Consider the following 25,682-nt stretch of genomic DNA (forward strand, 5'->3'; position numbering starts at 1 on the left):
AGAAACAACTCGACCCCTCAGCCTCGAGGGCATGAGGGGTCGCCGCGCCGGCCGGGGCCCGGTCAGCGCGGCAGGCTAAGGAGCAGCCGAGCCGTGTTCATACGTTCATCGTAACTTGCTGGTCAAAGCCGTTCGGAGGGGACCGCCAGTGCGACGAACTGCGTGACCTGGGTGGGCGAGAAGTTGTTGTCGCTGACGATCACCAGGCTGCGCTCGCCGTTCGGCAGCTTCGGGCCCCAGGTCATGCCCTCGATGTTGTCCACAGTGGACAATCCGAGGTCGGCCGCGTCGAAGAGCAGGCGCTTCTTGACCGGCGTGACGTGCTTCGCCGCACCCAGTGACGGCACGTTCAGGACGTTCGTCGCGCCCTTCGTGTCGATTTCGTAGACGCGCACCTTGTTGCCGACGCCGGTGACGAACGAGCGTTCCATCATCAGGAACTTCGTCGGGTCGGCCTGGTCGACGGCCAGCATCGACGAGACGCCGGTCGTCGCGAACGCGCCGGCCGGGACCGGTGACGCGAAGATCGGCTCCTGCGGGTAGGCGTACTGGGCGAGGACCGGGCCGTAGCGGCCCTGCAGCGTGATCCGGGAGACGCCGCCGGTCGTCAGCGTCGACTCCGGGCCGTCCTGCAGGAGCGGCCCCTCGACGTCGCTGGCCAGCAACGCGCCGAAGCCGGCGAACGTGATGCCCTCGAGCACCAGGTTCTGCCGCGGGCCTGCCGTCGGCGTCATCTTCTCGTTCGCGGGGATCGGCAGGTCACGGACGTACTTGCCGTCACGGCGCGCCTCGCGGATCGACGGGTCGATCAACGTCGTCGCGGTGCGCTCGCCCTCCTGCGACCAGTAGTAGTCGCCGGTCCACGGGTCGACGCGCAGCTCTTCGGGGTCGATCGTCTGCTCGTTCTGCGGCTTGGCGGGGTCGTTCTGCGTGAGCGGCGGGTACGGCGTGCCGTCCGGCCGCAGCAGCGGCTTCGTGCCGGTGAAGGTGACGTCGCCGACGCCCTTCGCCGTGATCGGGAAGGTCGCGGTGTAGAACCGGGCCGGGTTGATCGCCGACCGGTCGTCGCAGATCAGGGCGTAGCCGCCGGTGCGGGGGTCGTAGTCGATGCTGGACAGGCCGCCGACCGTCGTCCCCTGGTACTGCAGGGAGTTCGGGACGATCTTCTCGCCGAGCAGCCGGATCGGGCGCTGGTGACTCTCGGTGGCATCGGCCGGCGCCGCGGCGGCCAATCCCCCGATCAGGGCAAGGGCCAACACGGTGGGCAGTACGCGGGGTGACATGGCCTGTAGCACAGTCGATCAGGGTATCCGGCAGGTTGCCAGGACGTCACGCTTATCCTTGACCCGTGTTCGCTATCGCGCTGGTTCCGATCCTGCTCGGTGTCGTCGTCGGCTGGGGCGGTGTCCTCGGCGTCCGCGAAAAACTGACGCGCGAAGGCGGCACCGGCGTGCGCACCCAGGCCGCGTTGCGCAGCGAAGACGCGTTCAAGCTCGCGAACCGCGTGGCCGGGCTGCCGACGGCCGCCGGTGGCGCGATCTCGATCCTCTCCGGGCTGGCCGGGCTCGCGATGCCGTCGACCGGTGGCCTGATCGCCGCCGCGCTCGGGGGCATCGTGGCGATGTTCGTGCTGGTCGTGGGCGGTGGTGTGCTCGGCAACCGGGCCGCGCTGACCGTCCCCGCGCCGGCTCCGGCGGCACCCGCCGGCTGCAGCGGCTGCGCGTGCGGCGAGGGCGGCTGCGGCGTCTTCAAGAAGGCCTAGTTGCGCTGGAGGTCACCCGGGTGGGTGGCCAGCAGCGCGATCGGCACGCCCTGGCGGCGCAGCACCTGGCTCCACAGGTCGCCGCTCGGCGAGGCCAGGATGTCGCTCGGCAACGCGGGCACGATCACCCAGTCGTCCCGCTCGATCTCGCCCGCCAGCTGGCCCGAGTCCCAGCCCGCGTATCCGGCGAACACGCGCACGCCGCGCACCTTCGGCACCAGGACCTCGGGATCGGTGTCCAGGTCGACCAGCGCGACCGGCCCGCGGACCGCGATCACACCCGGCACGCTCGCCGCGGTCTCGCCGGTGCGCAGCGCGGCCAGGCACAACGCCGTCTTCTTCTCCACCGGCCCGCCGACGAACACGGACTGCGGCTCGGCGACGTGGCCACCCCAGTTGGGCAGCACGTCGTGCACGGCGACGTCGCTCGGCCGGTTCAGGACGACGCCGAGCGTGCCCTCGTCGCGGTGATCGATGACGAACACCACGGTCCGCCGGAAATTGGGGTCGACCATGGTGGGGGCGGCGACCAGGAGCGTTCCCGGCTCAACCTCGGCGTCCGCTGGCACGCGACCCATGATCTCACCTCTGGCCCGGCGAATTACTTCGGCTCGGGAACAATCGCCCCACCCGCCTCGTTTGAAACAGTGGTCGGCGCACTCCGTGTCCCCCGGGCTCACTGAAGAACCGCCTTTGTGGAATACCAGTCCGGCTGGAGCCACACTGCGCATAGCCGCCGAGAGGCGACCTCAGTGCGTCGGCCACCCTCTACTCTGGGTTCGTGACGATCAGCGCCCAGACGGCAACCCCGCGCGTAGGGCCGAAAGCGCTGCTCAAGGACCCGGCCTTCCGGCGTCTGCTCTTCACCCGCTTCGCCGCCAGCTGGGGTGACGGCGTCTTCCGCGCCGGGCTCGCCGGTGCCGTGCTCTTCAACCCCGAACGCGCCGCCGACCCGCTGGCCATCGCCGGCGGGTTCGCCGCGTTGCTGCTGCCGTACTCCGTCGTCGGGCCCTTCGCGGGCGCCCTGCTCGACCGCTGGGACCGGCGCAAGGTCCTGATCTTCGCGAACCTTCTGCGCGGCCTGGCGATCCTCGCCTCGGCCGCCGCCGTCGGGTTCGGCTTCGGCGGCATAGGCCTGTTTTCGCTGGCCCTGGCCGCGGAAGGGATCTCCCGCTTCATCGGCTCCGGGCTCTCGGCGTCGCTGCCGCACGTCGTCCCGCCGCCGAGTGTGGTGACGGCGAACGCGTTCGCCACGACGATCGGCTCGGTCATCGCCGTGATCGGCGGCGGCTGCGCGATCGGCTTGCGCGCCCTGTTCGGCAGCGACGACGCCGGCTCGGCGTACACGACGGCGTTCGCGGTGCTCGGCACCCTGGTCGCGGCGTTCATCGCCCGCGGGTTCGCGCGCGGGCTGCTCGGGCCGTCCGTGGTCGACGAGCCGACGAACCCGCTCGTCGCGGTCGCCCGAGGGCTGGCCGACGGCGCGAAGCACGCCTGGCGCGCGCCGAGCGTCACCGCCGGGTTCATCGCGCTCTTCGCGCATCGGGCGTCGTTCGGCGTCTCGCTGCTGGTCACCGTGCTGCTGATGCGCAACTACTTCACCGACCACGGCCTCCTGCGCGCCGGCCTGCCCGGGCTGGGGCAGATGGCCGCGCTGGCCGGGGCCGGGCTGCTCATCGCCGGCCTGCTGACCGCCCGGCTGATCCGCCGCGCCGGACGGGTGCGCGCGGTGCTGGGCGCGCTGGTCGTCGCCGCGATCGCGCAGTCCGCGCTCGGGCTGCCGATGGTGCTGCCGTGCGCGCTGCTCGCGTCGTTCTTCATCACCGGAGCGGGCCAGGTGCTGAAGCTGTCCGTCGATTCGTCGATCCAGCTCGACGTCGCCGACGAAGCCCGCGGCCGCGTCTTCGCGCTCTACGACACGCTCTTCAACATCACCCAGGTGGCGGCGGTATCGCTGGGCGCGCTCGTCATCCCGGACGACGGCCGGTCGCCGGGCCTGTTGATCGCCGCAACCGTTTGTTACCTGGTCGGCGGGGCCGGGTACCTCCTCGCCCGGCGCCGGACGATTCGCTGAGGCAAAAGCCCGAACCGGCTCCGATGACTGCTCCATTGGCATTAGGGTGACGGGAAGTCATTAGTAGGTTCGAGGGACACCGGGGGCTCCTGTGACCACCGCGGGCGACGACCGTGCGCGCCTTCAGGCACGCAATGCCGCGATGAAGGACCAGATGGACACCCTCCTGGAGAACTTCGAGCGGCAGACGGCGCAGCTGCGTGACGCCCAGGCCGCGGCGGCAGAGACGACCGCGCACGTGACGTCCCCCGACGGCCTGGTCCGCGCGACCATCGACGCCGGCGGCAGCCTCGCGAAGCTCGAGTTCTCGCCGAACGCGTTCGAGCGCACGACCCCCGCGCAGCTCGCGAACACCGTCCAGACCCTGGTGCGTCAGGGATCGCTGCAGGTCAAGCAGAAGATCGCGGACCTGATGGCGCCGATCACCGAAGGCCTGCCCGACCTCGCCGACCTGGTCGACGGCGCGCCGTCGCTGGCCGGGCTGGTGCCGCCGATCCCGGACTTCGCCGAGGAAGCTCCCGAGCCGCCGCGGCCCGAATCCTTCGAGGACGACGGTTCGATCCTGCGCAACGACCAGCCGCCGGCGCCCCCCGCTGCCCCGCCGGCGCCCAAGCGCGTCCGCCCGCCGCGCGCGGACCAGGACGAGGAGCCGCCGTCGTCCTGGATGACGAGGGGCGACTGATGCCGGACGGGGGAGCCGGCTTCACCGCGGAGCCGGACGCGGTGCTGCGCGCGTCGAACGGCCTGGTCACGGCTGCGGACGGGCTCGACAACGCGCTGAAGGCGTTGCAGGGCGCGCTGTCCGCGCAGGGCGAGTGCTGGGGCGACGACGACTCCGGCAAGGAGTTCGCGAAGGACTACGTGCCGGGCGCGCAGGGCGCCGTCGAGGGCTTCACCAACCTCGTGCAGGGGTTGCGCGGGATGCAGCAGAACGTCGACAAGTCGATGAAGGCCCTGACGGGCGCCGACCAAGACGTGACGTCCCAGCTCGGCAAGGGGCAATGACCCGTGGGTATGGAAATGCCCGACGCGGTCAAGTGGCTGCTGCCCATCGTCGTCGGCGAGAGCTGGCCGGAGGGCGACGAGACCAAGCTGCGCGCGCTGCGGGACGCGTGGCACACGGCGTCGTCCGCGATCGGCCCGGCTTCGGACGCCGGCAACCAGGCGGCGTCCGGGATCCGCGACAACTGGACGGGTGACGGCGCCGACGCGTTCGTCGAGCAGTGGAAGAAGTTCGTCGAGGGCGACGAGGCGTACTTCAAGCAGCTGGCCGACGCGACGAAGGCGCTGGGCGACTCGTGTGACCAGACGGCGCTGGACGTCGAGTACACGAAGTACATGATCATCATCTCGCTGATCGTGCTGGCCGCCCAGATCGCGGCGATGATCGCAGCCGCGGCGGTGACGTTCGGCGGCTCGACGGCGGGCATCGCGCCGGCCCAGATCGCGACGCGGATGACCGTGCAGATGCTGTTCCGGCAGCTGCTCGAGAAGCTGGCGCAGCAGGGGTTCAAGCAGGTCGCGAAGGAGCTGCTGGAGAAGCTGCTCAAGCAGGGCCTCAAGAAGATCGGCATGGAGGTCCTCAAGAACGAGGCCATCAACCTCGGCATGGACGCGGGTATTCAAGGCCTGCAGATGGCGAAGGGCGACCGCCAGAGCTGGGACTGGTCCAAGACCTCGGATTCGGCGATCTCGGGCGCGGTCGGCGGAGTCGTCGGAGCCGGCAGCGGCGCGATCGGGCGTGGAGCGACCGAGGGGTTGTCGCACAGCGCTGGTGGGCAGATCGCGGATGCGGCGATGCGCGCCGGGGCGCGGGGGGCGGCCGAAGGGGTCGCGCAGACGGTCGGTCAGGCCGCGGTGACTGGGGATCTCGGGTCGTTGACGCCGGAGCAGCTGCTGACGGGCGCGTCGAGTGGGGCCGTCGGTGGGGCTGTTGGGGGCGCCAAGGAGCAGATGCACTCGGTGCACGAGGCGAACATTCCGCGGGCTGAGCCTGGTGGGGATGGGGGCGCTGGGTCTGGGACTGGCGCCGGTGACCCGGGAGCCGGGGACTCGGGATCTGGCTCTGGCTCGAGGGATTCGGAGTCGGGTTCTGGCTCCGGGGACTCGGGGTCGGGGGATTCCGGCTCCGGGGAGTCTCGTGGGACCGGCGAGTCCGGAGGCTCGGGCTCGGGAGATTCCGACTCGGGCAGCTCTGGGGAGTCCCGCAGCTCTGGTGAATCGGGCGAGTCCGGGGGTTCGCGCAGCACCGGTGAATTCGGCGACCCGAGCGGCCCGGGTGAGTCCCGGGGTGCCGACGAGTCCGGGGATTCGCGGCGGGGCTCGGAGGAGCCGAATTCGTCGTCGGAACCGGAGTCTCGGAGTGAAGAGCCGCCGTCGCGGGCGGAGTCGTCGTCAGAACCGGAGACGCGGAGCGAGGCGCCGTCCGAGCCCGAGTCGCGGAGTGAGGCGGCGTCTGAGCCGCAGTCTCGGGGTGAGGCGTCTTCCGAGGCAGAGTCGCGGCAAGAGCCTGAGTCGCGAGGTGAGGCACCTGCTTCCCAGCGGGAGCCGGAATCCGCGTCGCACCGTTCGGAGCCCGATGCGCAGGGTCCTGCACGTCAGGCGGCTGAGCCCGTCGCACAGCAGCAGCCCGAGGCGCAGCGAGTCGCGTCGGATGGTCCGGCTGCCCAGCAGCAGACACCCGCAGGTGGATCAACGCCCCCGATGAGTGGCGGCGGAATGCCGAGTTCGTCGGGTGGGGTGTCGCACGGTGGCAGCTCGTCGGGCGGTTCGCACGGCGCGGATTCCTCTGGCGGCCCGTCGCATGCCGGAGGCTCGCCGAGCAGTCCGTCGCACGGCGGTGGCTCGGCGGGCAGCCCGTCGTACGGTGGCGGCTCGCCGAGCCCGTCGCAGGCCGGGGGCTCGTCCGGCGGCTCGGCGCACGGCGAGAGTTCATCCGGCGGCTCGTCGAGCAGCGGCTATGGCATGGCCCCGCCGGCATTCGGCCCCGAGCCGGGACGGCAGAGCGGCGGACGTCCGACGGACAACGTCGGCGCAGCCGGGTTCACCGGCGGCCCGGGCCAGCCACTCGCTGCGGACGCGGGACCAACGCCGTTCCAGGGCGGTGGAGCGCCGCAGCAGATGTCGCCCCCACCGGCTGGCGGATTCACGCCGCAGGCTGGCGGGATGCCGAGCGGCGGTGCTCCGGGCGGACGCGCGGGTAGCCCGGGTCCGCGCCCGGGCGGGCCGACGCCGCCGATGCCCCCGCGAGGTGGCCAACCCCCGCACGAGCAGCCGCGACGAGTACCGCCGCAGGACCCGCGCCGGATGCCGCCGGGTGGTCAGCCGCCAATGCCGCAGGGCGGTCGGTCGCCCCAGGGTGGGCAACCGCAACACGGTGGACAGGCCCCGCACGGCGGACAGCCGCAGCCAGGTGGGCAGCCGCCTCATGGTGGGCAACCGCCTCATGGTGGGCAATCACCGCAGACTGGGCAGCCAGTCCACGGAGGGCAGCCGCAGCAGATCGGGCAGGCACCGCACGGTGGGCAACAGCCTCACGCTGGGCAGGTCCAGCAGGGTGGACAGCCACCGCAGGGCGGGCAGCCGCAGCACAGTGGACAGGCACCGCTCGGTGGGCAGCCGACGCAGGGTGGACCGGCGCAGCACGGGGGACAAGCCAGCCCCGGTGGACAGCCGATCCAGGGTGGGCCGACCTCCCACGGTGAGCAGGCTCCGCACAGCGGGCGGGCGCAGCAGAGCGGGCTGCCGCCGCACAGCGGGCAGGGTCTGCACAGCGGGCAACCTCAGCAGGGTGGACAGCCGCCGCACAGCGGGCAAGCGCCGCACGGCGGGCAGCCGCAGCAGAGCGGGCAGTCGCCGCACAGTGGTGGCGGGCAGCCGTCGCAGGGTCAGCAGTCGTCGCGCAGTGGGCAAGCGCCGCGTGGCGGGCAGCCGCAACAGGGCGGGCAGGCTCCGCATAGTGGGCAGCCGCCGCAAGGTGGACAGCCGTTGCATGGGGGGCCGTCGACGCAGGGTGGGCTGCCGCGGCAAGGTGGGCTGCCGTCGCAGGGTCCGCAGGTTGGGGGGCCGGCGCAGGGTGGGCGTTCGGGGCCGCCGTCTCATGGGGGGCCGCCTCCGCAGGGGCATCCGTCGCAGGGTGGGCCGCATCCGAATGATCCTCGGCGGATGCCGCCGGGTGGGTGGCCGTCGCAGGGTGGGCAGCGTCCTGCGGGGTATCCGAACCAGCCGCGGGGGCCGCAGGGGCCGGGTGGGCGGCCTTCGATGCCGTCACCGCCGACTGGTGGGCGGCCGCCGATGCCGCCGCATGATCCGCGTGTGGTGCCGCCGCCGCGCTTCGGGCCGCCGCAGGAGAATCTTCCGCGCGGTCCGCACAATCAGCCGCCCAGGGCTTTCGAGCAGCCTCGGCCGGTGGATCGCGCCCCGGAGCAGCCGCCGGTGCATCGTCCGGCTGACCAAGCTTCGCGACCGCCCGTCGCGCCGGCGACGGAGCGGTTCGCCGGACCGGCTCAACCTGCGCGTCCGGCGGAACCGACCGCTCCTCAGCGACCGGGCGAACAGGCGCCGGCCCGGGAACACGCGGCTGAGCCGGCGCCGGTCGGGCGCGGCCACGCGGCTGAGCCCGCCGAGCGGGCGGTCCGGCAGCCCGGCGACGAGCAATCGGCCACCCCCAACCACGCAGCTGAGCAGCACGCGCCTGCGGCCGAGCGGCCTGCCGAACCGTCGGCCGCTGAGCAGGACCGTGCGGCTGAACGGCCTGCTGAGCAGGCGGCCGGGCAACCCGGTGGTGAGCGGGCAACCGCCGAGGACCGGCCGGGCGAGCAGGTACCGGCTGAGCGCTCCGGCCAGCAATCGCATGCCGCTGAGCAGGCAGTTGCCGAACAGGCACGCACCGAGCAAAGGCCCACTGACCAGGCAACTGCTGAGCACGCACCCGCGGAGCAACTGCCCGCCGAACACCCCGCCGAGCAGCCGAATGCAGAACAGCCCGCAGAGCGACCGCTCGCCGAACACTCAGCTGAGCAGGCGCCTGCCGAACAGCACGGTGATGGCGACGACTCGGCTGTGCCGGGACCGCAGCAGGGGCGCGCTGATGAGCCCTACCTGACCGATGAGCGGTTCCACACCGATGATCCCGCCGGGGTTCGGCGGATCGAGGACACCTTCATCGACTCTGGGCGTCAAAGCTCCGAGACCGGTGAGTGGCGGCACGAGCAGGTCCGGCGCGAGGCGCTCCTCAAGCGCGACGAGTTCCATCCCGGCATGTCCGATGACGGGGCCTTCGCCGTGCACGCCTACACGCGGCACGAGATGGTCGGGCCGCTCAACCGGGCCTTGCGGTTCGGCAGCCCGGAGCTTGCGGACCTCGCTCCGCAGGCCGGGGCGCTCGTCTCTGGACTGAACGAGATGCCGCCGCACGTCGGGACCGTCTCTCGGCGGATCGACTTCCAGGGCGATCCTGCGCGGGTCCAGGCTTTCCTCGGGCGGTTCCACGAGGGTGCGCACATCACCGAGCCGTCGTTCCTCAGCTCGTCGAAGGTCGACGGCGAGCACCCGCGGAGCATCTTCCCCGGCGAGGTCGAGATGCGGATCGACTCCAAGACCGGCCGGGACGTCGAGTCCATGGCCAGCATCGGGCGCGAACGCGAGGTGCTGTTCAAGGCCGGGTCGCAGTTCGAGATCACGAGTATCGAGAAGGGTCCGGGCCACCCGGAGCACCCCGACTACGTCCACGGCTCCGGTGGCACCATGGACCAGCCGCAGTGGGTCGTGCACGCCGAGGAGGTCACCGCCGGTGATCCGCGGCACCTCGGGGACGCCGACGCCCAGCGCGCGGTCGACGAGCGGCGGGCGCAGGAGCGGGCCGACGACGAGCGGTTCCAGCGTGAGGCCGACGCCGAGACCGAGAAGTTCTACGCCGAACACCCCGAGCTCAAGCCGAGCGGCAACCTGTTCAAGCTGCTGGGCGGGGACGACGCCGAGCCGCCCGCGGCCGAACGGCGGGTGCCGGCGACGCGGGAGCCCGACGGTGGCTGGTCGCGGCTCGCCGAGCCGCTCACGCCGGGTGGTGCGCCCGTGCTGCACGCCGGGTCCGTCGAGAGCCCGCAGCAGCACGCGCGGCTCGTCCGGGACGCCGTTCCCGAGCTCGCCGCGGTCAACACGCGCAACCACTACGGCCCGGACGCGCTCGAAGGCGGCTTCCGGACCAACTCCGCCGAGTCGATGGTCGCCTTCGAACGGCGGATGAACGGCGAAGACGTCGGCGCCGGGCCGGGCACGAACCAGGGCCCCGCGCACGTCAGTGACCAGCTCGGCGGGCAGTGGAGCGGCCGAGACAGCTTTGGCGACGTCGCCCGTGACCTGGGCGAACGTCCGGTCGGCGCGCGGACGGCCGTGGCCTTCGAAGCCGGCGGCGAGACGCACCTGGTCGCCGGCGTGCACACCGAGCACGGTGTCGTCTTCGCCGATCCGGTCACCGGCCGTCTGGCCGAGCTGCCGCACGACGCCACCGGGATCCACGAGATGCCGCTGGGCGGCGGAGACGCGGCGCCACACCACGCGCCGGAGATCGCGGATCGGCTCAACCCCACGCCCGAGCGCGGGCCGCACGACGAGAGCTACCTCTTCGACGGCGAGCACCACGCCACCCCGGCCGACCACGAGAGCATCCGCCGGGCCGTCGGCGACGACGACGTCTACCAGGACGTCCACGACCGCGCGCTCGCCCGCCGGGACGCCGCCGGGACGCCGCTGACCGACGAGGGCGCCGTCGCGGTCCACGGCTACACCCGCGGCGAGTACGCCTACGACGTCAACGACGCCCTGCGCCGCGGCCCCGGCCACCCCGGGTTCGACCTCGCGCAGGAGAACACCCGCGCGATCGTCGACGGCCTCGGCCAGGTGCCGCGGACGTCCGGCGAGACCGTCCGCGGCATCGACGTCGGCGGCGATCCGCGGCTGGCCGAGCTGGTCGCCGGGCCGTACGAGCCGGGTTCAGTGGTCGTCGAGCCCGCGTTCTCCAGCGCGTCGATCAAGACCGGTGAGCTGTCGACGTCGAAGTTCGGTGACGACGTCGAGCTGCACGTCCGGTCGGACAACGTCCGCGACATCTCGAAGCTCGCCGAGAACCCGGGGGAGCGCGAGTCGCTGTCGCCGCCCGGGACGCAGCTGCTGGTGCACGACAAGCGGCTCGAGATCACGCCAGAGGGGCGCCGCAAGTGGGTTGTCGAGGCCGAGGAGATCGGGCCCGGCCACCCGCGCTACCTCGACCCCGAGGCCGCGCAGCGGAAGATGGCCGAGCGGCGCGCCGAGAACGAGCACAACGCGGCCGAGTTCGACCGGCGCAAGCAGGAGTCGATCGCCGAACGCCTGGGCGGCCTCAACGAGCCGGTCGTGGAGCACCACCCGACCTCGGTCAGCGACGTTCTCGACGGCCCGGCCGAGACACCGCCGACGCCAGCGCCGGTCCACGACTACTCGTCGCTGGCGCGCGCGACGAACCCGCCCGCAGAGCCGGCCATCCACGCCGGCGCGGCGACGCCGGCGGAGCGCGCGGCCTACGTCCAGGACCGCCATCCGCACCTGCGCGAAGTCAACCCGGGCTTCCACGAGCCGGGCGCGCTGGAGAACGGCTACGTCTCCAACTGCACCCGCGGCCCCGAGGCGTACTGGGACCGGCTGCACGGCGGCGACGCGACGGCCGAGCCGATCCCGCTGCACGAGATGGGCACCCGCGGCACGCTCGAGCACATCGAGAGCCGGTTCGGCGAGACGTTCTCCGGTCGCGCGAGCTACGACGACGTCATCCGCGAGATGCGCGAGCGGCCGGTGGACCACCACGCCGTGGTCGCGGTGAAGTACGAGGGCCCCAACGGCGTCGAGTACGGGCACGTCGCGATGGTCGTGCACACCCGCGAGGGCGTCGCGTTCATCGACCCGCAGTCCGGCGACCTGATGCACCTGCCGCACCCGCCGAAGGACATCAAGCTGCTGCACGTCGGGACGCCGGGCACCGAACACGTCCAGACCGAGCACGTGCACACCGAAACCCACGGCGGCTACGGCATTTCCGAAGACGGTTTCCTGGCCCGCGACGACGTCGCCGCGGCGCTCGACGGCCACCCGGACGCCGACTACATCCGCGCCCACCTCGGCGAGCACCCCGATCTGGTGCGGGTGCTCACCGATCCGGCCAACGACTACCTGACGCGCTCGCTGCTCGACAACCCGAAGACGCTGGCCAGCCTGCTCAAGCACCCCGAGGCGATCCCGATCCTGGAAGACGCCGTCCACGAGGTGAACGAGCGCGGGTACAGCGTGGTCGACGACGTCGAGCACCAGGGGGTCGAGCCGTTCGACCCGACTCCCGAGCAGGCGGAGATCTCTGCCGACGTCGCGGCGATCGCCACGGATGTCGACCGGGGGTTGCGGCTGCACGAGAGTTTCGACCTCGGCAGGGCGGGAGATCCGGAGTACTGCCGGCAATGGGTCGCCGAGGAACGCGAGCGCTGGCCCGAAACCCAGGGCACGCTGAACCGCATCACCGAGCGGATCGCGGGTGAGACCGACGGTCACGCGGGGTTCCGGCCGGAGCCCAAGGACGACGTACGCGCTCTGGCCAAGATCGAGAAGCACGGTTGGAACGGCGGGAAGCTGCACGACCTCGTCGGTGCGAAGATCCAGTTCGAGCGGGTGGCGGACATGTACCGCGCGCTGGACGCGGTGCGCAACGACCCCGAGCTGACGATCGTCGACTTCACCGACCGGCTGGCCGAGCCGAAGGGCAGTGGCTACCGGGACCTGCAGCTCAACGTGCGGCTGCCGAACGGGCACGTCGCCGAACTGCGGTTGCACCTGACGCACATCGACGAGGTGGCGTCGTACGAACACGCGCTCTACGAGGTGCGTCGTGACTTCGAGACCTTCAGCAGGAAGGAAGGGCGCGACGGCATCCTGTCGCCCGAAGAAGCGGCGCTCGACGCGGCGTTGACCGAGCAGGTCCGAGGCCGTTTCGAAGAAGCGTTCCGGCGGGGACTGACATCCGAGGAGAGCGGCTGATGGCCTTCCAGACCCCGATGTTCTACAAGTACTACTCCCGGACCTACCGGATCGACGCCACGCCCGACGGCGGCCTGGTCGGCTTCCTACTCGACCTGCAGAGCGGCTTCTTCGTCCAGGACAGCAGCCATATCCGCGAGGTCATCTGGTCGACCACCGAATCGAACATCGACGGTCCCTTCAAGGAAGAACGATTCGTCCAGGAGACCGAGCGTGAACGGGACTTCCACCTGACCGGCGACGGGCCGATCTTCGCGCTTTACGAGACGGTGGGCGGGCTCTACGAGCAGGCGAGGAAACGGGAGAGCCGACGGTTGGAGCCGCAGGAGTCCGCACTGGTCCAGTCGATCTACAAGCGGACCTTCAAGATGTGGGAAGACGAAGCCACCCGTCGTGCGGCCGGTGAGGCGCCGACGTTCGAAGCCAAGCCGCGTTACCCGAGGCAATGATTCACGTGGAACAACGACTTTCGCCCGATGAGCAGCGCGCCCTCCTGGTGCAGCTGGGAAAGCTCCTGCGCGAGCACCGGGCCGACGCCGGACGGCCGGCCGTCGTGGACTTCCGGCAGGTCGGGAAGCACGTCGAGGTCGAGGGGCACAACGCCGCGACGCCGGACGGGCTGGCCGACCTCTTCGGGCGGCTGCGGCAGGGGATGTACACCGAGGAGCGCGGGACCTGGCTGCAGGCGCGGTTCACGCTCGCGCCCGACGGCACCTTCGACTTCGACTTCGCGCTCGACGACGAGCCCGTGTGGACGGACCCGCCGGAGGCGACGGCGTTCCCCGAGGAGCTCGGTGAGTTCCCGCGGCCCGACGAGCACGTCCCGGACTGGTGGCGGATCCGCGCGCAGCTACCGCTGGGCGTCGTCTTCCGGATCGCGGACGTCGGCGGCCCGGAGACCGACCGGCCGCTGCTGACCGACACCGAGGCGCCGCTCGTGCTGCAGTACCTCGAGCGCGAGGCCGTCGTGACCGAGGGTTTCCACTCCGACGGCACCTGGATCTGGTCCGAAGCCGTGCCACGGCTGCTTGCCGAGTTCGGCCTGCCACCCGAGCCGGACCTGGTCGCGCACATCCGGCGCCACCACTTCCAGCCGCCGTACGTCGAGCCGCTGGTCCGGCGGACCGCCGAGGCGGACCTGCTGGGGAAGCCGCGGCCGAAGCCGGGGCGCACCGACGGCAAGACGACCGGCGGTGACGTCGTCGCGGCGCTGGAGACCACGCCGGACCCGTCGCTGGACGACGAAGAGCTGCTGACCGTCCTGGTGCAACGGCTCGGCGAGCACGGGGTCTGGCCCGAGGCGTACCGCGTCGGCGACCGCGCGGACGGCACGTGGTGCCTCAACTACACGCCGGACGGCTGGGAGGTCGCGGCGTACGCCGACGGCGCGCCCCGCGAGCCGAAGCACTTCGGCCGGCTCGAGGACGCCGCGCAGCAGCTCCTGGGCGCGTTGCTGTTGCACCCCGCCCGGATGACGGCCGGCCACGAAACACCGTTGGAAACGGCTCGGGAGCTGGCCGACTGGCCGGTGCACCCGGCCCCGGGTGAGCCTCCCCTCACCCTGCTCCGCAACAAGCGCATCACCCGGCTGGTGGCGGGTACGGTCGTGCTGCGCTTCGGCGAGGAACCCGGCAACCTCGTTCACCACGGGGAGGTACGGTTCGCCACGACGTCGCTGCCGCTAGAACGCGAACGGGTGCAGCGGAGTTACCGGCTGAGACGCCCCGTGCACGTGATCACCGGCATCACGGTGCCGTGGGCGAACCTGCCGGGAGGCGCGGTGGCCTACGTGCTGCCGAAGACGATCGCCGAGCACGAGTCCGACGGAAGCCTGGAGAGGATCGAGTAGGTGGAAGCGGCGGAAGCGATTGCCAAGGTCGGCCAGTGGCTGCGCGCGGTGCACGGCCCGGACGTCTCCGGTCCCGCTGGGCTGCGGGTGGACACCGAGAAGGTGCTGCGCATCCCCGAAGGCTGGTCGGTGCCCTACAACACGATCGCGTTCCTCGACGAGGGCCGGCCGGACAAGGAGATCTTCCCGCCGCCGTCGGTGGTGGTCCGCGAGCCGGACGGCGAGCTGCGCCAGGCGCACCCGCACCCCGGCGGGCTCTCGGTCCCGGTGGCGTTCCCCGGGCAGGAGAACTGGCGCGAGGTCGTCGACCCCGAGTACGTGAAGGCCGGGCTCGGCGAGCTGGGCGTGCCGCTGCAGGCCGTCGCCGGCTGGGTGAAGGTCGACGCCGACGGCAACCAGACCGGCGAAGAGCGCGAGAACCCGGAGTACAAGGCCGGGCCGATCCGCCGTGGCTACCCGAAGCCGGAGAACACGCTCGAGACGCTGCTGTCGTTCGCCAGCGTCGGCTGGCTGACGCGGGAGCTGCTGCTCATCGGGCTGATCCGGTGCGAGGTGTTCGTGCCGCTCGACCTGGAGACGGGCAAGACGGACCGGTTCTACTTCGCCGAGGAGCGCAACGAGCTCAAGGTCTTCAGCTCGACGCGGCACCTGCCCCCGCGCGAGCACGGCTGGTGGCGGGTCGACGTCGCCACGCTGGCCGAGTTCGAGCACCCGCCGAACCTGGTGATCAACGGCGGCCCGACGACCATCGAAGACGTCTCCAGCAACGAGCTGGCCCAGATCGTCAAGCGGTTCCCGCGGCACGAGCCGCGCATCGACGTCCACGGCCGCTGCCCGGAGGCCGAGGAGGACCTGATCCGCGTCGCCGCCGACACCGCGTCGCGGATGGCGCTGCCGGCGCCGGTCAAGCCGCCGCTCGCCGCGGCCGAGCGGGCCCGCAAGCGCGGCTACGAGCTCACCGCCGAGGAGTGCGCGAAGACCGTGCTCGGCGAGTCGTGGCTGAAGCGGATGACCATGCCCGAGCCGCCGCGCAGCAAGCCCAACGACCTGCGTGCGAACGGCCTGGCGCCGGCGTACGACAACGACGGGCGCCCGGTGCCGCGGCTGGACACGTTCGGCAAGTACTTCGAGCGGGACCTCGACGGGTTCCGCTACGGCTGGCAGCGCGTCACCGGCGCGTTCGTCGGCTTCGCACTCGGCGAGGCGCTCGGCGCCGCGGTCGACCGGATGCCGCTCCACGACATCCACGCGAAGTACGGCATCGAGGGCGTCTCCGACCTGCTCCCGGCGTTCGACCAGCCGGGCCGGATCGGCTCGCTGACGCAGCGGCTGCTGTTCTACACCGAGGCCGTGATCCGCAGCCCGCACCGCGAGCAGCCGGAGTCCCGCGAGGCCGAGCAGCTGCTCCCCGACGTCACCCGCGGCGCGCTGCAGCGCTGGCTGAAGACGCAGGGCGCGCCGCTGGATCACCCGGACGGCTGGCTCGTGCAGGTGACCGACCTGCACGCCCGCCGCGACGCCGACGACGCCGAGCTCAACGCCTACCACCAGCTCGCCACCGGGGCCGGGGGCACGCCGCTGGCCGGCCCGGCCGCGCTGCTGCCCGCGTTGCCCGCCGCGCTCACCATGGCCGGTCCCGGCAGCGGGTTCAGCGGCGGCGCGCGCCAGGCCGTGCGCGCGATGGCCGGCGTCACCCACCCCGGCGAGCCCGACCTGGCCGCGGCGACCTACCTGACCTGGCTGTTCGAGCAGGCGCTGACCAAGGACGCGTTCAGCTTCCCGATCTGGAACCTCGGCCGGGAGATCCTCAACCCGGACAACCAGTTCCAGCAGGGTCCGGAGTGGACCGAGATCAAGGAGATGGTCGCCGAGTCGGTGCCGTTCTTCGGCGAGCACGGCCTGCCCGACCTGCGGATGCCGGAGCTGATCGGCGACGGCAAGGGCACGCTCTCGGTGCTCGGACGCGCTTTCGCGGCGTTGTCCGGCTTCGAGAACTACCCGGAGCAGGCGCTGCTGCGCGCGGTCAACCACTCCGGCCGCAGCGCGCTCACCGGCGCGATCGCCGGCGCCCTGCTCGGCGCGCGGACCGGCATCCCCGGGCTGCCGCAGAAGTGGGTCGACCAGCTGGAGCTGCGCTACCTGGTCGAGAACGTGGCTTCGGACGCCTACTGGCACTTCGACCGGCACTCGGCGCTGAGCGCGCTCGGCGACCGGTGGATCGAGCGGTACCCGCGGCATTAGCGCGAGGATGGGGAGAATGAGCGAAGAGGAAGCTGTCGCGCGTCCCGGCGCGGCCGCGGCGGTCGACGACGGCTTCGTCGAGTGGCGCCCGGACGTCGACCCGGAGTTCGACGAAGCGGCGTTCCCCGGCCTCGGCATCCCCGTGCGCGCGATCCGCGGCTGGGCGCAGTACACGTTGTTCGGGGAGCCGACCGGCCCGCGCCGCGCCAACGAGGGCTACACCCCGGGGCCGGTCTGGCGTGGCTTCCCGAAGCCGACGACCGACGCCGAGAAGCTGCTGAACTACCTGGGCGCGAACTGGATCAGCCGCGCCGAGTTCGCGCAGGCGCTGCTCGACACCGAAGTCCTCGTGCCGACGCCGGACGGCGAGCCGCTGCTGCGGCCGGTGCCCGGCACCTCGGGCCACGAGGTCATCGCCTTCAGCTCGTCGGCGAAGGTGCCCGGCCGCTACCCCCAGCGGTGGCGCGTGGTCGTCCGCGAACTGCTGCGGCACCAGCCGGGGACCGGCCTGACGCTCGACCCGGGCACCGGGCTCGTCCGCAGCCTGGCCGCGGCCGAGCTGGCGGACGCCGGGCACGACACCACCCCCCGGCCGTGGCTCGACGAGCCGGCGCCCGAAGCCGGGCCGGAGGTCGCCGAGGCGCTGGCCGCGCTGGCCGGGGAGTTCGGCATCGAGCCGCCGGACCTGCTGACCCGCCACCTGCGTTACGCCGTCGACCAGGCCCGTGACCACCGCGTCGAGCTGACGCCGGCGGAGTGCGTCCGGTACCTGCGCGGGTTCGCCTGGCAGCACCGCAACGGCGTCCGGCGCCGGGCGGGCCAGGACCCGCAGTGGCCGGCCGACCTGGGTGCGAACGGGCTGATCGCGCACGTCAGTGAGGACGCCGGTCCGCGGCCGGTGCCGTGGACGTCCGGCAAGTTCTTCGCCACGGGCACGCTCGCCGGGCGCTTCGCGTGGCACCGGATCGTCGGCGCGTACGTCGGGTTCGCGATCGGTGACGCGCTCGGCGGCGGTGCCGAACCGGGCCGGCTGGAGCTGGGCGGTCTGACGCGGCACCTGCTGTTCCACACCGACGCCGTGCTGCGCGGCCTGCCGCCCGTTCCCACCGGCGAGGTGCCGGCAACGCTGCCCGAGCCGGACCCGGTCGGCTGGCTGGCCGTCGCGACCCGGCACGCGGGCCCCGCGCCCGCGGAGTTCTCCGCGCTGCTGGCCACGGCGCTGGCCGCGACGCCGGCCGGCGCGGTGGCGCTGGCGGATGTCGACGGCGAGCAGTACGCGAAGGACGTCGCCCGCGAGCTGACCGGCAGTGCGGCCGGGCCGGAGGTCACCGAAGGCGTCGAGCTGCTGGTGGCCCTGTTCCAGGCGCTGCTCACGCGGGAGGAGTTCGCGCTGCCGGTGCACCTGCGGCTGGGGGAGCTCGGCGGCGAGCTCGCAACGTCGACGCTGGCCCTGCGCGAAGACCGTGACGCCGACGACGTCACGCAGCTGGAAAGCATCGGTGACGGCCGGAGCGTCCGGTCGGTGCTGGGCCGCGCGTTGTTCGCCGCGGCCAAGCGCGGCTACGACCCGAAAGCGGCGATCACGCTCGCCGCGCGGTCCGGCCCGGTCGCCGGGGCACTGGCCGGCGCCATGGTCGGCGCCCGGCTCGGCGTGCCCGGCCTGCCCGCCGCCTGGGTGGCGGCGCTGCCCGACCTCGGGCTGCTCGACGACGTCGCGAGCGACGTCTTCTGGTACTTCAACCGCAACGGCCTCCAGACGGAGACGGCCGAGCACGCGCGGTGGGAGCGCCGGTACCCGAGCGGCCGGTTCACCCCGAAGCCCCCGCCAGCCGCGGCCGGACCGGACTTGCGCTCACGGCTGCGCGGCAGCCTGCTGGCCGGCGCGATCGGCGACGCGCTCGGCGCGAAGACGGAGTTCGACTCGATCGACCGGATCCGCGAGCTCGCCGGGCCGGCCGGGATCACCGACTTCATCCCCGCGTACGGCGGCGTCGGCCGGATCACCGACGACACGCAGATGACGCTGTTCACGCTCGAAGCGCTGATCCGCGCGCACGCCCAGCGGCGGCACACCGGCTCCGCCGACGTCGTGCACTCGCTGCAGCTGGCCTACCAGCGCTGGCTGCACACCCAGGGCGTCGCGTGGGACCGGGCGCGCGGGCCGCGGTCCGACGTCGAGGCGCCGGACGGCTGGCTCGTCACGCACCAGGAGCTGTTCAGCCGCCGCGCGCCGGGGCTGACGTGCTTCGGCGAGCTGGAGGCGTACGGCCGCTCCGGCGTCCGCGGCACCGTGGACCGGCCGGTGAACAACTCGAAGGGCTGCGGCGGGGTGATGCGCGCGGCGCCGATCGCGCTCTGGTCGGACGACCTCGCCGAGGTGTTCCGGCTCGGCGCGGAGAGCGCGGCGCTGACCCACGGTCACCCGAGCGGGTACTTGTCGTCGGGCTGCTTCGCGGTCATCGTGCACGAACTGCTGCACGGAAGGGCACTCCTCGACGCCGTCGCGACCGCGCGGGCCGAGCTGGTGAAGTACCCGGCGCACGAGGAGCAGAGCGCGGCGCTGGACGCCGCGCTGGCGTTGGCGGAGCAGGGGCCGCCGACGCCGGAGAAGGTGGAGTCGCTCGGGCAGGGCAACGTCGGTGAGACGGCGCTGTCGATGTCCGTCTACGTCGCGCTGACCACGACGGACGCCGACACGGCGCTGCTCGCGTCCGTCAACCACAGCGGGGACAGCGATTCGACCGGTTCGGTCTGCGGCAACCTCGTCGGCGCGATGTACGGCGAGCAAGCACTGCGGCGGAGCTGGCTCGACCAGCTCGAGCTGCGCGATGTCATCGTCGAGCTGGCGGACGACGCGCTCACCGAGTTCGGCGCGGATGCGCCGGACGAAGACCGGTGGTTCGCTCGGTACCCGCTCGACTAGGTTTCCGGTGTCACTGGGGTCAGGGGAGGACGAAACGTGCGTTACCGGGTCGAGGTCGCCGAACGCCCGGACGGCCTGTACGCCGCGTGGGGTGAGGGGACCTTCCGCGCGCAACGCTCCACCACGGACGGCACGGTGCTGCTGTCCGTGCTGCCGGACGACGAGGCACCCGACGGCTTCGACAAGGAGCAGGACGGCCGTCCCGCGCGGGTGGTGCCGGCGAGCGAGGTGCCGTCGACGTTCACGCTGCGCACCTTCTGCGAGTACGACGACGAGGTCTTCGAGGTCGCTCCGGGCGAGCGGCCCGAGCTGACGCTGCGCTGGGTCCGCGACGACGCCGCGCGCGCGGCCCAGCTGGGCTTGACCGACTTCTCGGTGACCGTGCCGGCGAAGCGCGTCCAGTCGATCTGGCAGGCGCGGCAGGACTTCACCGAAGCGCCGGACGCGCGCCCGAAGCCGGGCGAGGGCGACCAGAACGCGCTGCTGCGGGCCATCGGGCGGACACTGCTGCACACGGTGCCGGGCGGCTGGGCGCGCGTCGGCGCGCAGTTCCGGCAGGTCGGCGACTACGCCGAGATCGAGCTGCGCGCGGTCGGCGACGAGGACGGGCCGGTTTCGGTCTCGCTGCCCGCCGTCCCGCGTCTCGGCGGGCTCTTCGCGCGGCTGCGCGCGTCGATGTACCAGCCCGAGTCCGGGACGTGGTTCCAGGGGACGTTCACGCTCGACTCGGCCTCGCAGTTCGACTTCGACTTCGACGCCGACCGCGAGCCCGAGTGGCGGGTCCCGCCGAACGACGGCGGCCGGCCGTCGACCGCGGCCTACGAGCTGGAGCTGGCGACGTTCCCGCGGTCGGCGAAGCACCTGCCGTCGTGGCTCACCGCGCGCGCCGGGCTCCCGCTCGACCTGACCTTCCGGCTCGCCAGGGCGGCCGACTCGCACGCCGAGGGCGAACGCCCGGTCGTCAACCGGCCACCGGTGCCGCCGGACCAGGTCCGCGGCGTGCTCGACTACCTGTTCCGGGCGCCGGTCGCGCTGCACCGGCCGACGCCGCTGCCGGACATCTTCGGGGTGCCGGGCGCGAAGCCGGAGGTGCCGAACGCGTTCCACACCGACGGCACCTGGATCTGGCCCGCCGCCGTGCCGCACTACCTGCGCAAGTACGGGGTGCCGCCGGAGCCGGAGCTGGTCGAGCACGTCCGGGCGGCCGGGTTCCGGCCGCCGTTCGTCGGCGAGCTCGTCCGGGCGACGGCGGAGGCGGAGGTCGCCGGGCACCCGCGGCCGCCGCAGACGGCCACCGACCTGCCCGACGACCGCGCGCTCACCCGCGTCGCCCAGGGCGAGCAGGTGCGGAACCTGAAGGGCGCGGAGACGCTGGAGCTGCTCCAGCAGCGGCTCGCCGAGCACGGCGTGCCGGCCGCGACCTACCGGATCGGCGCGAACGAGGTGCCGGCCGAAGGCGTCTGGACGCTCCGGCGCGCCGAGAACGGCTGGGAGGTCTCCCGGCCGCCCGCCGACGAGCCGGTGGCGTTCACCTCGCTCGGTGACGCGGCCCGGTTCCTGCTCGGCGTGCTGCTGATGCTGCCGGCGCGCCCGGCGGAGGAGTCCGACCAGCCCGCCGACTGGCCGATCCTGCCGATGCGCGGCGAACCGCCGTTGAACTTCTACCGCGGCAAGCGCCTGATCGTCCTGCCGCCGGGCACGCAGGTCGTCCGGTTCGGCAACGAGACCGGCAACCTGGTGCACGCCGACGCGACGCGGTTCGTCGAGACGTCGCTGGCGTTCGAGCGCGAGCGGGAGAAGCGGCAGTACCGGGTGCTGCGGTCCATCCGGGTGCTGACCGGCGTCACCGCGCCGTGGAGCGGGATGCCGGGCGGTGCGGTCGCGTACCTGCTGCCGCGGCCGATCGCCCAGCACCTCGAGACGGGCTCCCTGAGCCGGGTGTGATCAGGAAGCCGTGATCAGGACGGCGGGCGACCACCAGTAGTCGGCGAGCGGTTCGACGCCGACGTCGGTGAAGCCCGCCGTCTTCAGCTGCTCGACCCAGGCCGCGGCCGGGTGCTCCCAGTTCGTCCGCTCCGGCCCGGCGACCAGGCCGAGCAGCACCGGCAGCAGGAAACCCTGCGCGACGAGCGAAGCGTCTTCGCCGTACTCCGCGACACCACGCTCGTAGCGCTCGACGAGCGAGCGCAGGTGCTCCGGCGATCCTTCGGTGAACTCCGGGACGTCGAACTCGGCGAGCACCAGCGTCCCGGCGCGCAGCTGGATCGCGCGCAGCACCTCCGCGCGCTGCTCCGGCTCGATGGACTGCAGCGCGAACGTCGACTGGACGAAGTCCCAGCCGAGGTCGTCGCGGGCCAGGAACTCCTGCGCGGTCGACTGCCAGCACTGGGCCGCCGGCACCCGCTCGTGGACGCCTTCGAGCAGCGCGGCCGACGGCTCGACCAGGTCGATCCGGCTCGGCACGTGCGTCGCCTGCTCCAGCGCGGGCACGACGGCCAGGCCGTCACCGCAGCCGAGGTCGAGCAGCGACTCCGGCTTCCCGGCGTCGTAGCGGGCCGCGAGCTCGGCGCTCAGCGCCCGGTAGAGGCCCACGTTGCCGCCGCCGCGGATGAACGCCGTGAACGCGCTCGGCGCGTCGTACACCGGCGCGGAGCCGTCGCCGGCGAGGTAGGTCCGCAGCTCGTCGGCCAGTGAGGAGCCGTCGCGGCCGGCTTGGCCGGCGAGGTCGGTGGCCTGCTCGCGGTCACCGGCGCGGTAGGCGGCGAGGGCGTCGGCGAGCAGCTCGATCGAGGTCATGCCAAGGAGATATCAGAAGGGGACCCAGAGCGTTACCCGAGTGCCCCCGCCGGGGCTGGATTCCACCAGGGACGTCCCGCCGACCTCGGCCAGCCGCGCGGTGATCGACTCGCTGATGCCGAAGCCCGCCGGGCGGTCGGCCGGGCTGAAGCCGGTGCCGTGGTCGCGGGTGATGACCGCGATCCCGCCGTCGCGCGCCTCGACGCGCACGACGACCCGGTCGGTGCCGGAGTGCTTCATCGTGTTCCGCAGGGCCTCGCGGACGGCGTCGCGGATGGCGATCTGCCGGACCTCGGACAGCGTGTCGTCGTCCAGCTCGGCCACCACGAGCTGGGCGCGCAGCCCGTCACGCGCCATCTCGGCGGCCAGCGTGGCGAGCTTCTCGCCCAGCGGCCGCGCGCCGGCCTCGGCGCGTTCCGACGCCGCCGACTCGATCTCCTGGCGGATCTCCATCGCCTGCGCCCGGGCGAGCCGCTGGATCTCGACCAGCCGCTCCTCCGGGTTCGTGGTGCCGGACAGCGCCATCGCCTCGAGGGTCTGCAGCACGGTGTCGTGCAGCATCCGGTGCTGCTGGGCGCGCTCGGCGAGCCGGCCGTTGCGGGTGCCGTAGGCCAGCGCCAGCCGGGTGCCGAGCCCGGTGAGCACCAGCCCGGCGGTGGCCAGGAACATCAGCGCGAGCAGCGCGGAGTACGTCGAGAACGCGGCGTCGACGTGGAACTGGCCGGTGTTGAGCCAGTTGGCCAGCATCCGCAGCGGGAAGCTGATCAGCGCGAAGACCAGGCCGGCCGGGACGCCGAGGGCGAGCGTCAGCAGCCCGGCCTCGCCGAAGAGGTGGACGCTGCTGACCGCGAGCGCGTCGAAGTACGCCTCCCGCGGCACGGTCAGCGCGAGGACCAGCGGCGAGAGCACGGTGAACGCGATGTCGACGGCGAGCAGCTTGCCCGCGTCGCGGCCGTGGAACGGCGCCGAGCGGAGCATCCAGCGGAAGCCGACGACGTTCAGCACGACCGAGAGCAGCGTGAACACGCCGACCGGCAGCAACCCGGTCGTCCCGTGCTCGAGCACGTGGACGCCGAACTGGCCCGGCACGGCGAGCAGCCGGTAGGCGAGCGGGATGAGCACGACGTACCGGGTGGCGCGCAGCAGCAGGCCGTCGCGCTGGGCCGGGTCGATCGGCCCGGCCATCTTCGAGATCCGCTTCAGCGCGTGGATCGGGGTCGGGTCGCCGATCTCCTCCGACAGCTCGCTGGTGGCCGTCGCGATGGCCGGCGCGCCCTGCCGCAGGAGCGCCACGAAGAAGCTCCCGCCGCCCACCGCTTTCGGCGAGTCGGGCGCTTCAGTGGACATCGCGCAGACAACTCCCTGGTCACATCGGTGAGCCGAGGTCCGGAGTATCCCCAATCCGTGGCGCCGAGGTCCAGCGTTCTACGGAATTCACCGAAGTTTGGTCAGGAGTTGCCGATTCCCTCCGCACTCGCCCACTTCTTCAACTCCGCCACGGCGTCGTCGTGCTCCAGCGGCCCGCGGTCCAGCCGCAGCTCCTTGAGGAACTTCCACGCCTTGCCGACGTCCGGCCCCGGCCGGAGGCCGAGCAGTTCCATGATCTGCTCGCCGTTGAGGTCCGGCCGCACGCGGTCGAGGTCCTCCTTGGCCTTGAGCGCGGTGATGCGGGCCTCGAGGTCGTCGTAGGTCGCTTGCAGCGCGGCCGCCTTCTTGCGGTTGCGCGTGGTGCAGTCGGCGCGGACGAGCTTGTGCAGCCGGCTCAGCAGCGGGCCGGCGTCGGTGACGTACCGGCGGACCGCCGAGTCCGTCCACTCGCCCTTGCCGTAGCCGTGGAACCGCAGGTGGAGGAACACGAGCTGGGAGACGTCGTCGATGATCTCCTTGGAGAACTTCAGCGCCCGCAAACGTTTGCGGGCCATCCGCGCGCCGACCACCTCGTGGTGGTGGAAGCTCACGCCGCCGCCGGCCTGGAACTCCCGCGTCGCCGGCTTGCCGACGTCGTGCAGCAGCGCCGCCAGCCGCAGGATCAGGTCGGGCTCCGACGTCGGCTCGTGCGAGGACTCCAGGTCGATCGCCTGGGCCAGCACGGTCAGCGAGTGCTGGTAGACGTCCTTGTGCTGGTGGTGCTCGTCGATCGCCAGCCGCATCCCGGGCACCTCGGGCAGCACCCGCTCGGCCAGCCCGGTGTCGACCAGCAGCTCCAGGCCCGGCTGCGGGTCGGCCGCCAGAAGCAGCTTCGACAGCTCGGCCTGCACCCGCTCGGCGGTGATCCGGTCGATCTCCTCGGCCATCGACGTCATCGCGTCGACCACCCGCGGCGCGGCGGTGAAGCCGAGCTGGGCGGCGAAGCGCGCGGCCCGCAGCATCCGCAGCGGGTCGTCGGCGAACGACTCCTGCGGCGTCGCGGGCGTGTCGAGCACCCGCTCGGCCAGCGCGTGCAGCCCGTCGTGCGGGTCGATGAACGTCTTGGACGCGAGCTCGATGGCCATCGCGTTCACCGTGAAGTCGCGGCGCAGGAGGTCGCCCTCGATGGTGTCGCCGAAGGTGACCTCGGGGTTGCGGCCGACGCGGTCGTAGGTGTCCGCGCGGAACGTGGTGATCTCGAGCTGCATGCCCTTCTTCGTCACGCCGACCGTGCCGAACGCGATCCCGACGTCCCAGACGGCGTCGCCCCAGTCGCTGACGATCTTGAGCACGCGGTCCGGCCGCGCGTCCGTCGTGAAGTCGAGGTCGCCTGAGGGCCGGTCGAGCAGCGCGTCGCGCACGCTGCCACCGACGAGGTACAGCCGGTGACCGGACCTGGCGAACCTTTCCGCCAGCTCTTCCGCCAGGGGCGGGACCTGCATCCGCTCCACCACCGCGTTCTGCTTGGCGACCACGTCGTTCACGTAAAACCCACTACTTTCGGGTGCGATTACTACAGGCACCACCGGACAGGACACGGAGAGCCAGCCTACCGGGGCAACCGTTTGCTCTAGCA

At 72.4% G+C, this 25,682-nt stretch carries 18 protein-coding genes and 1 pseudogene; 11 read left to right on the top strand and 8 right to left on the bottom strand.

What is annotated here, in order from left to right:
* Window positions 1-122: 122 nt before the first annotated feature.
* Window positions 123-1,283, bottom strand: a complete 1,161-nt coding sequence (locus tag OG439_RS38190) for an esterase-like activity of phytase family protein (protein ID WP_326945400.1) — start codon at window positions 1,281-1,283, stop codon at window positions 123-125.
* A 65-nt stretch (window positions 1,284-1,348) separates the two neighbouring features.
* Between OG439_RS38190 and OG439_RS38195 the strand changes: the two genes are divergently transcribed.
* Window positions 1,349-1,762: an SdpI family protein gene (locus OG439_RS38195; protein WP_326945401.1), complete on the top strand. Its 414-nt coding sequence runs from the start codon at window positions 1,349-1,351 to the stop codon at window positions 1,760-1,762.
* On the opposite strand, the gene OG439_RS38200 is transcribed toward OG439_RS38195, so the two are convergent.
* Window positions 1,759-2,340, bottom strand: a complete 582-nt coding sequence (locus OG439_RS38200) for a YqgE/AlgH family protein (RefSeq protein WP_247059601.1) — start codon at window positions 2,338-2,340, stop codon at window positions 1,759-1,761. The genes OG439_RS38195 and OG439_RS38200 overlap by 4 nt on opposite strands.
* Before the next feature lie 203 nt (window positions 2,341-2,543).
* Here OG439_RS38200 and OG439_RS38205 point away from each other — a divergent pair, with 203 nt between their 5' ends.
* The 4 genes and pseudogenes from OG439_RS38205 to OG439_RS50475 form a co-directional block, all read left to right on the top strand.
* The gene (locus OG439_RS38205; protein ID WP_326945402.1) at window positions 2,544-3,836 is read left to right on the top strand and encodes an MFS transporter; all 1,293 of its coding nucleotides are present in this window, start codon (window positions 2,544-2,546) and stop codon (window positions 3,834-3,836) included.
* 142 nt (window positions 3,837-3,978) lie between these two features.
* Complete coding sequence (locus tag OG439_RS38210) at window positions 3,979-4,518, top strand: YbaB/EbfC family nucleoid-associated protein (protein WP_326945403.1); 540 nt, start codon at window positions 3,979-3,981, stop codon at window positions 4,516-4,518.
* Complete coding sequence (locus tag OG439_RS38215; protein WP_326945404.1) at window positions 4,518-4,841, top strand: WXG100 family type VII secretion target; 324 nt, start codon at window positions 4,518-4,520, stop codon at window positions 4,839-4,841. Before OG439_RS38210 ends, OG439_RS38215 begins: the two co-directional genes overlap by 1 nt.
* A 15-nt stretch (window positions 4,842-4,856) precedes the next feature.
* Window positions 4,857-5,282 (top strand): annotated as a pseudogene (locus OG439_RS50475) (WXG100 family type VII secretion target); the annotation flags it as partial.
* A gap of 2,010 nt (window positions 5,283-7,292) precedes the next feature.
* On the opposite strand, the gene OG439_RS38220 reads toward OG439_RS50475, so the two are convergent.
* From OG439_RS38220 to OG439_RS38230, 3 genes are all read right to left on the bottom strand, one after another.
* Window positions 7,293-7,748 (bottom strand): hypothetical protein, encoded by a 456-nt coding sequence (locus OG439_RS38220; RefSeq protein ID WP_326945405.1) that lies wholly within the window; start codon window positions 7,746-7,748, stop codon window positions 7,293-7,295.
* A 354-nt stretch (window positions 7,749-8,102) separates the two neighbouring features.
* Complete coding sequence (locus tag OG439_RS38225; RefSeq protein ID WP_326945406.1) at window positions 8,103-8,846, bottom strand: hypothetical protein; 744 nt, start codon at window positions 8,844-8,846, stop codon at window positions 8,103-8,105.
* A complete protein-coding gene (locus OG439_RS38230) occupies window positions 8,847-9,089 on the bottom strand; it encodes a hypothetical protein (protein WP_326945407.1) in 243 nt (80 codons plus the stop codon).
* 6 nt (window positions 9,090-9,095) lie between these two features.
* On the opposite strand from OG439_RS38230, the gene OG439_RS38235 reads away from it, so the two are divergent.
* The 6 genes from OG439_RS38235 to OG439_RS38260 are packed head-to-tail and all read left to right on the top strand — an operon-like array spanning window position 9,096 to window position 21,847.
* Window positions 9,096-12,890 (top strand): toxin glutamine deamidase domain-containing protein, encoded by a 3,795-nt coding sequence (locus OG439_RS38235; RefSeq protein WP_326945408.1) that lies wholly within the window; start codon window positions 9,096-9,098, stop codon window positions 12,888-12,890.
* Window positions 12,890-13,339: a hypothetical protein gene (locus OG439_RS38240; RefSeq protein WP_326945409.1), complete on the top strand. Its 450-nt coding sequence runs from the start codon at window positions 12,890-12,892 to the stop codon at window positions 13,337-13,339. The genes OG439_RS38235 and OG439_RS38240 overlap by 1 nt, the downstream gene beginning before the upstream one ends.
* Window positions 13,336-14,739, top strand: coding sequence for a TNT domain-containing protein (locus OG439_RS38245; protein ID WP_326945411.1), 1,404 nt, complete (start codon window positions 13,336-13,338; stop codon window positions 14,737-14,739). The genes OG439_RS38240 and OG439_RS38245 overlap by 4 nt, the downstream gene beginning before the upstream one ends.
* On the top strand, window positions 14,740-16,980 hold the full coding sequence (locus tag OG439_RS38250; protein WP_326945412.1) for an ADP-ribosylglycohydrolase family protein: 2,241 nt from the start codon (window positions 14,740-14,742) through the stop codon (window positions 16,978-16,980).
* 16 nt (window positions 16,981-16,996) lie between these two features.
* Window positions 16,997-19,903: an ADP-ribosylglycohydrolase family protein gene (locus OG439_RS38255; RefSeq protein WP_326945414.1), complete on the top strand. Its 2,907-nt coding sequence runs from the start codon at window positions 16,997-16,999 to the stop codon at window positions 19,901-19,903.
* Between the two features lie 36 nt (window positions 19,904-19,939).
* On the top strand, window positions 19,940-21,847 hold the full coding sequence (locus OG439_RS38260; protein WP_326945415.1) for a TNT domain-containing protein: 1,908 nt from the start codon (window positions 19,940-19,942) through the stop codon (window positions 21,845-21,847).
* Here OG439_RS38260 and OG439_RS38265 read toward each other — a convergent pair whose 3' ends face one another.
* The 3 genes from OG439_RS38265 to OG439_RS38275 all read right to left on the bottom strand — a co-directional run bounded on the left by OG439_RS38265 (window position 21,848) and on the right by OG439_RS38275 (window position 25,590).
* Complete coding sequence (locus tag OG439_RS38265; RefSeq protein ID WP_326945416.1) at window positions 21,848-22,699, bottom strand: class I SAM-dependent methyltransferase; 852 nt, start codon at window positions 22,697-22,699, stop codon at window positions 21,848-21,850.
* Window positions 22,700-22,711: 12 nt separating this feature from the next.
* Window positions 22,712-24,046 carry a sensor histidine kinase gene (locus tag OG439_RS38270; RefSeq protein ID WP_326945417.1) on the bottom strand — a complete coding sequence of 445 codons (1,335 nt, stop codon included), beginning with the start codon at window positions 24,044-24,046 and terminating at the stop codon, window positions 22,712-22,714.
* 101 nt (window positions 24,047-24,147) lie between these two features.
* Window positions 24,148-25,590 carry a CCA tRNA nucleotidyltransferase gene (locus OG439_RS38275; protein WP_326945418.1) on the bottom strand — a complete coding sequence of 481 codons (1,443 nt, stop codon included), beginning with the start codon at window positions 25,588-25,590 and terminating at the stop codon, window positions 24,148-24,150.
* Window positions 25,591-25,682: the final 92 nt, after the last annotated feature.

It is taken from the genome of Amycolatopsis sp. NBC_01307 (genome assembly GCF_035975215.1).
In the GTDB taxonomy this organism is placed as follows: Bacteria; Actinomycetota; Actinomycetes; order Mycobacteriales; family Pseudonocardiaceae; genus Amycolatopsis.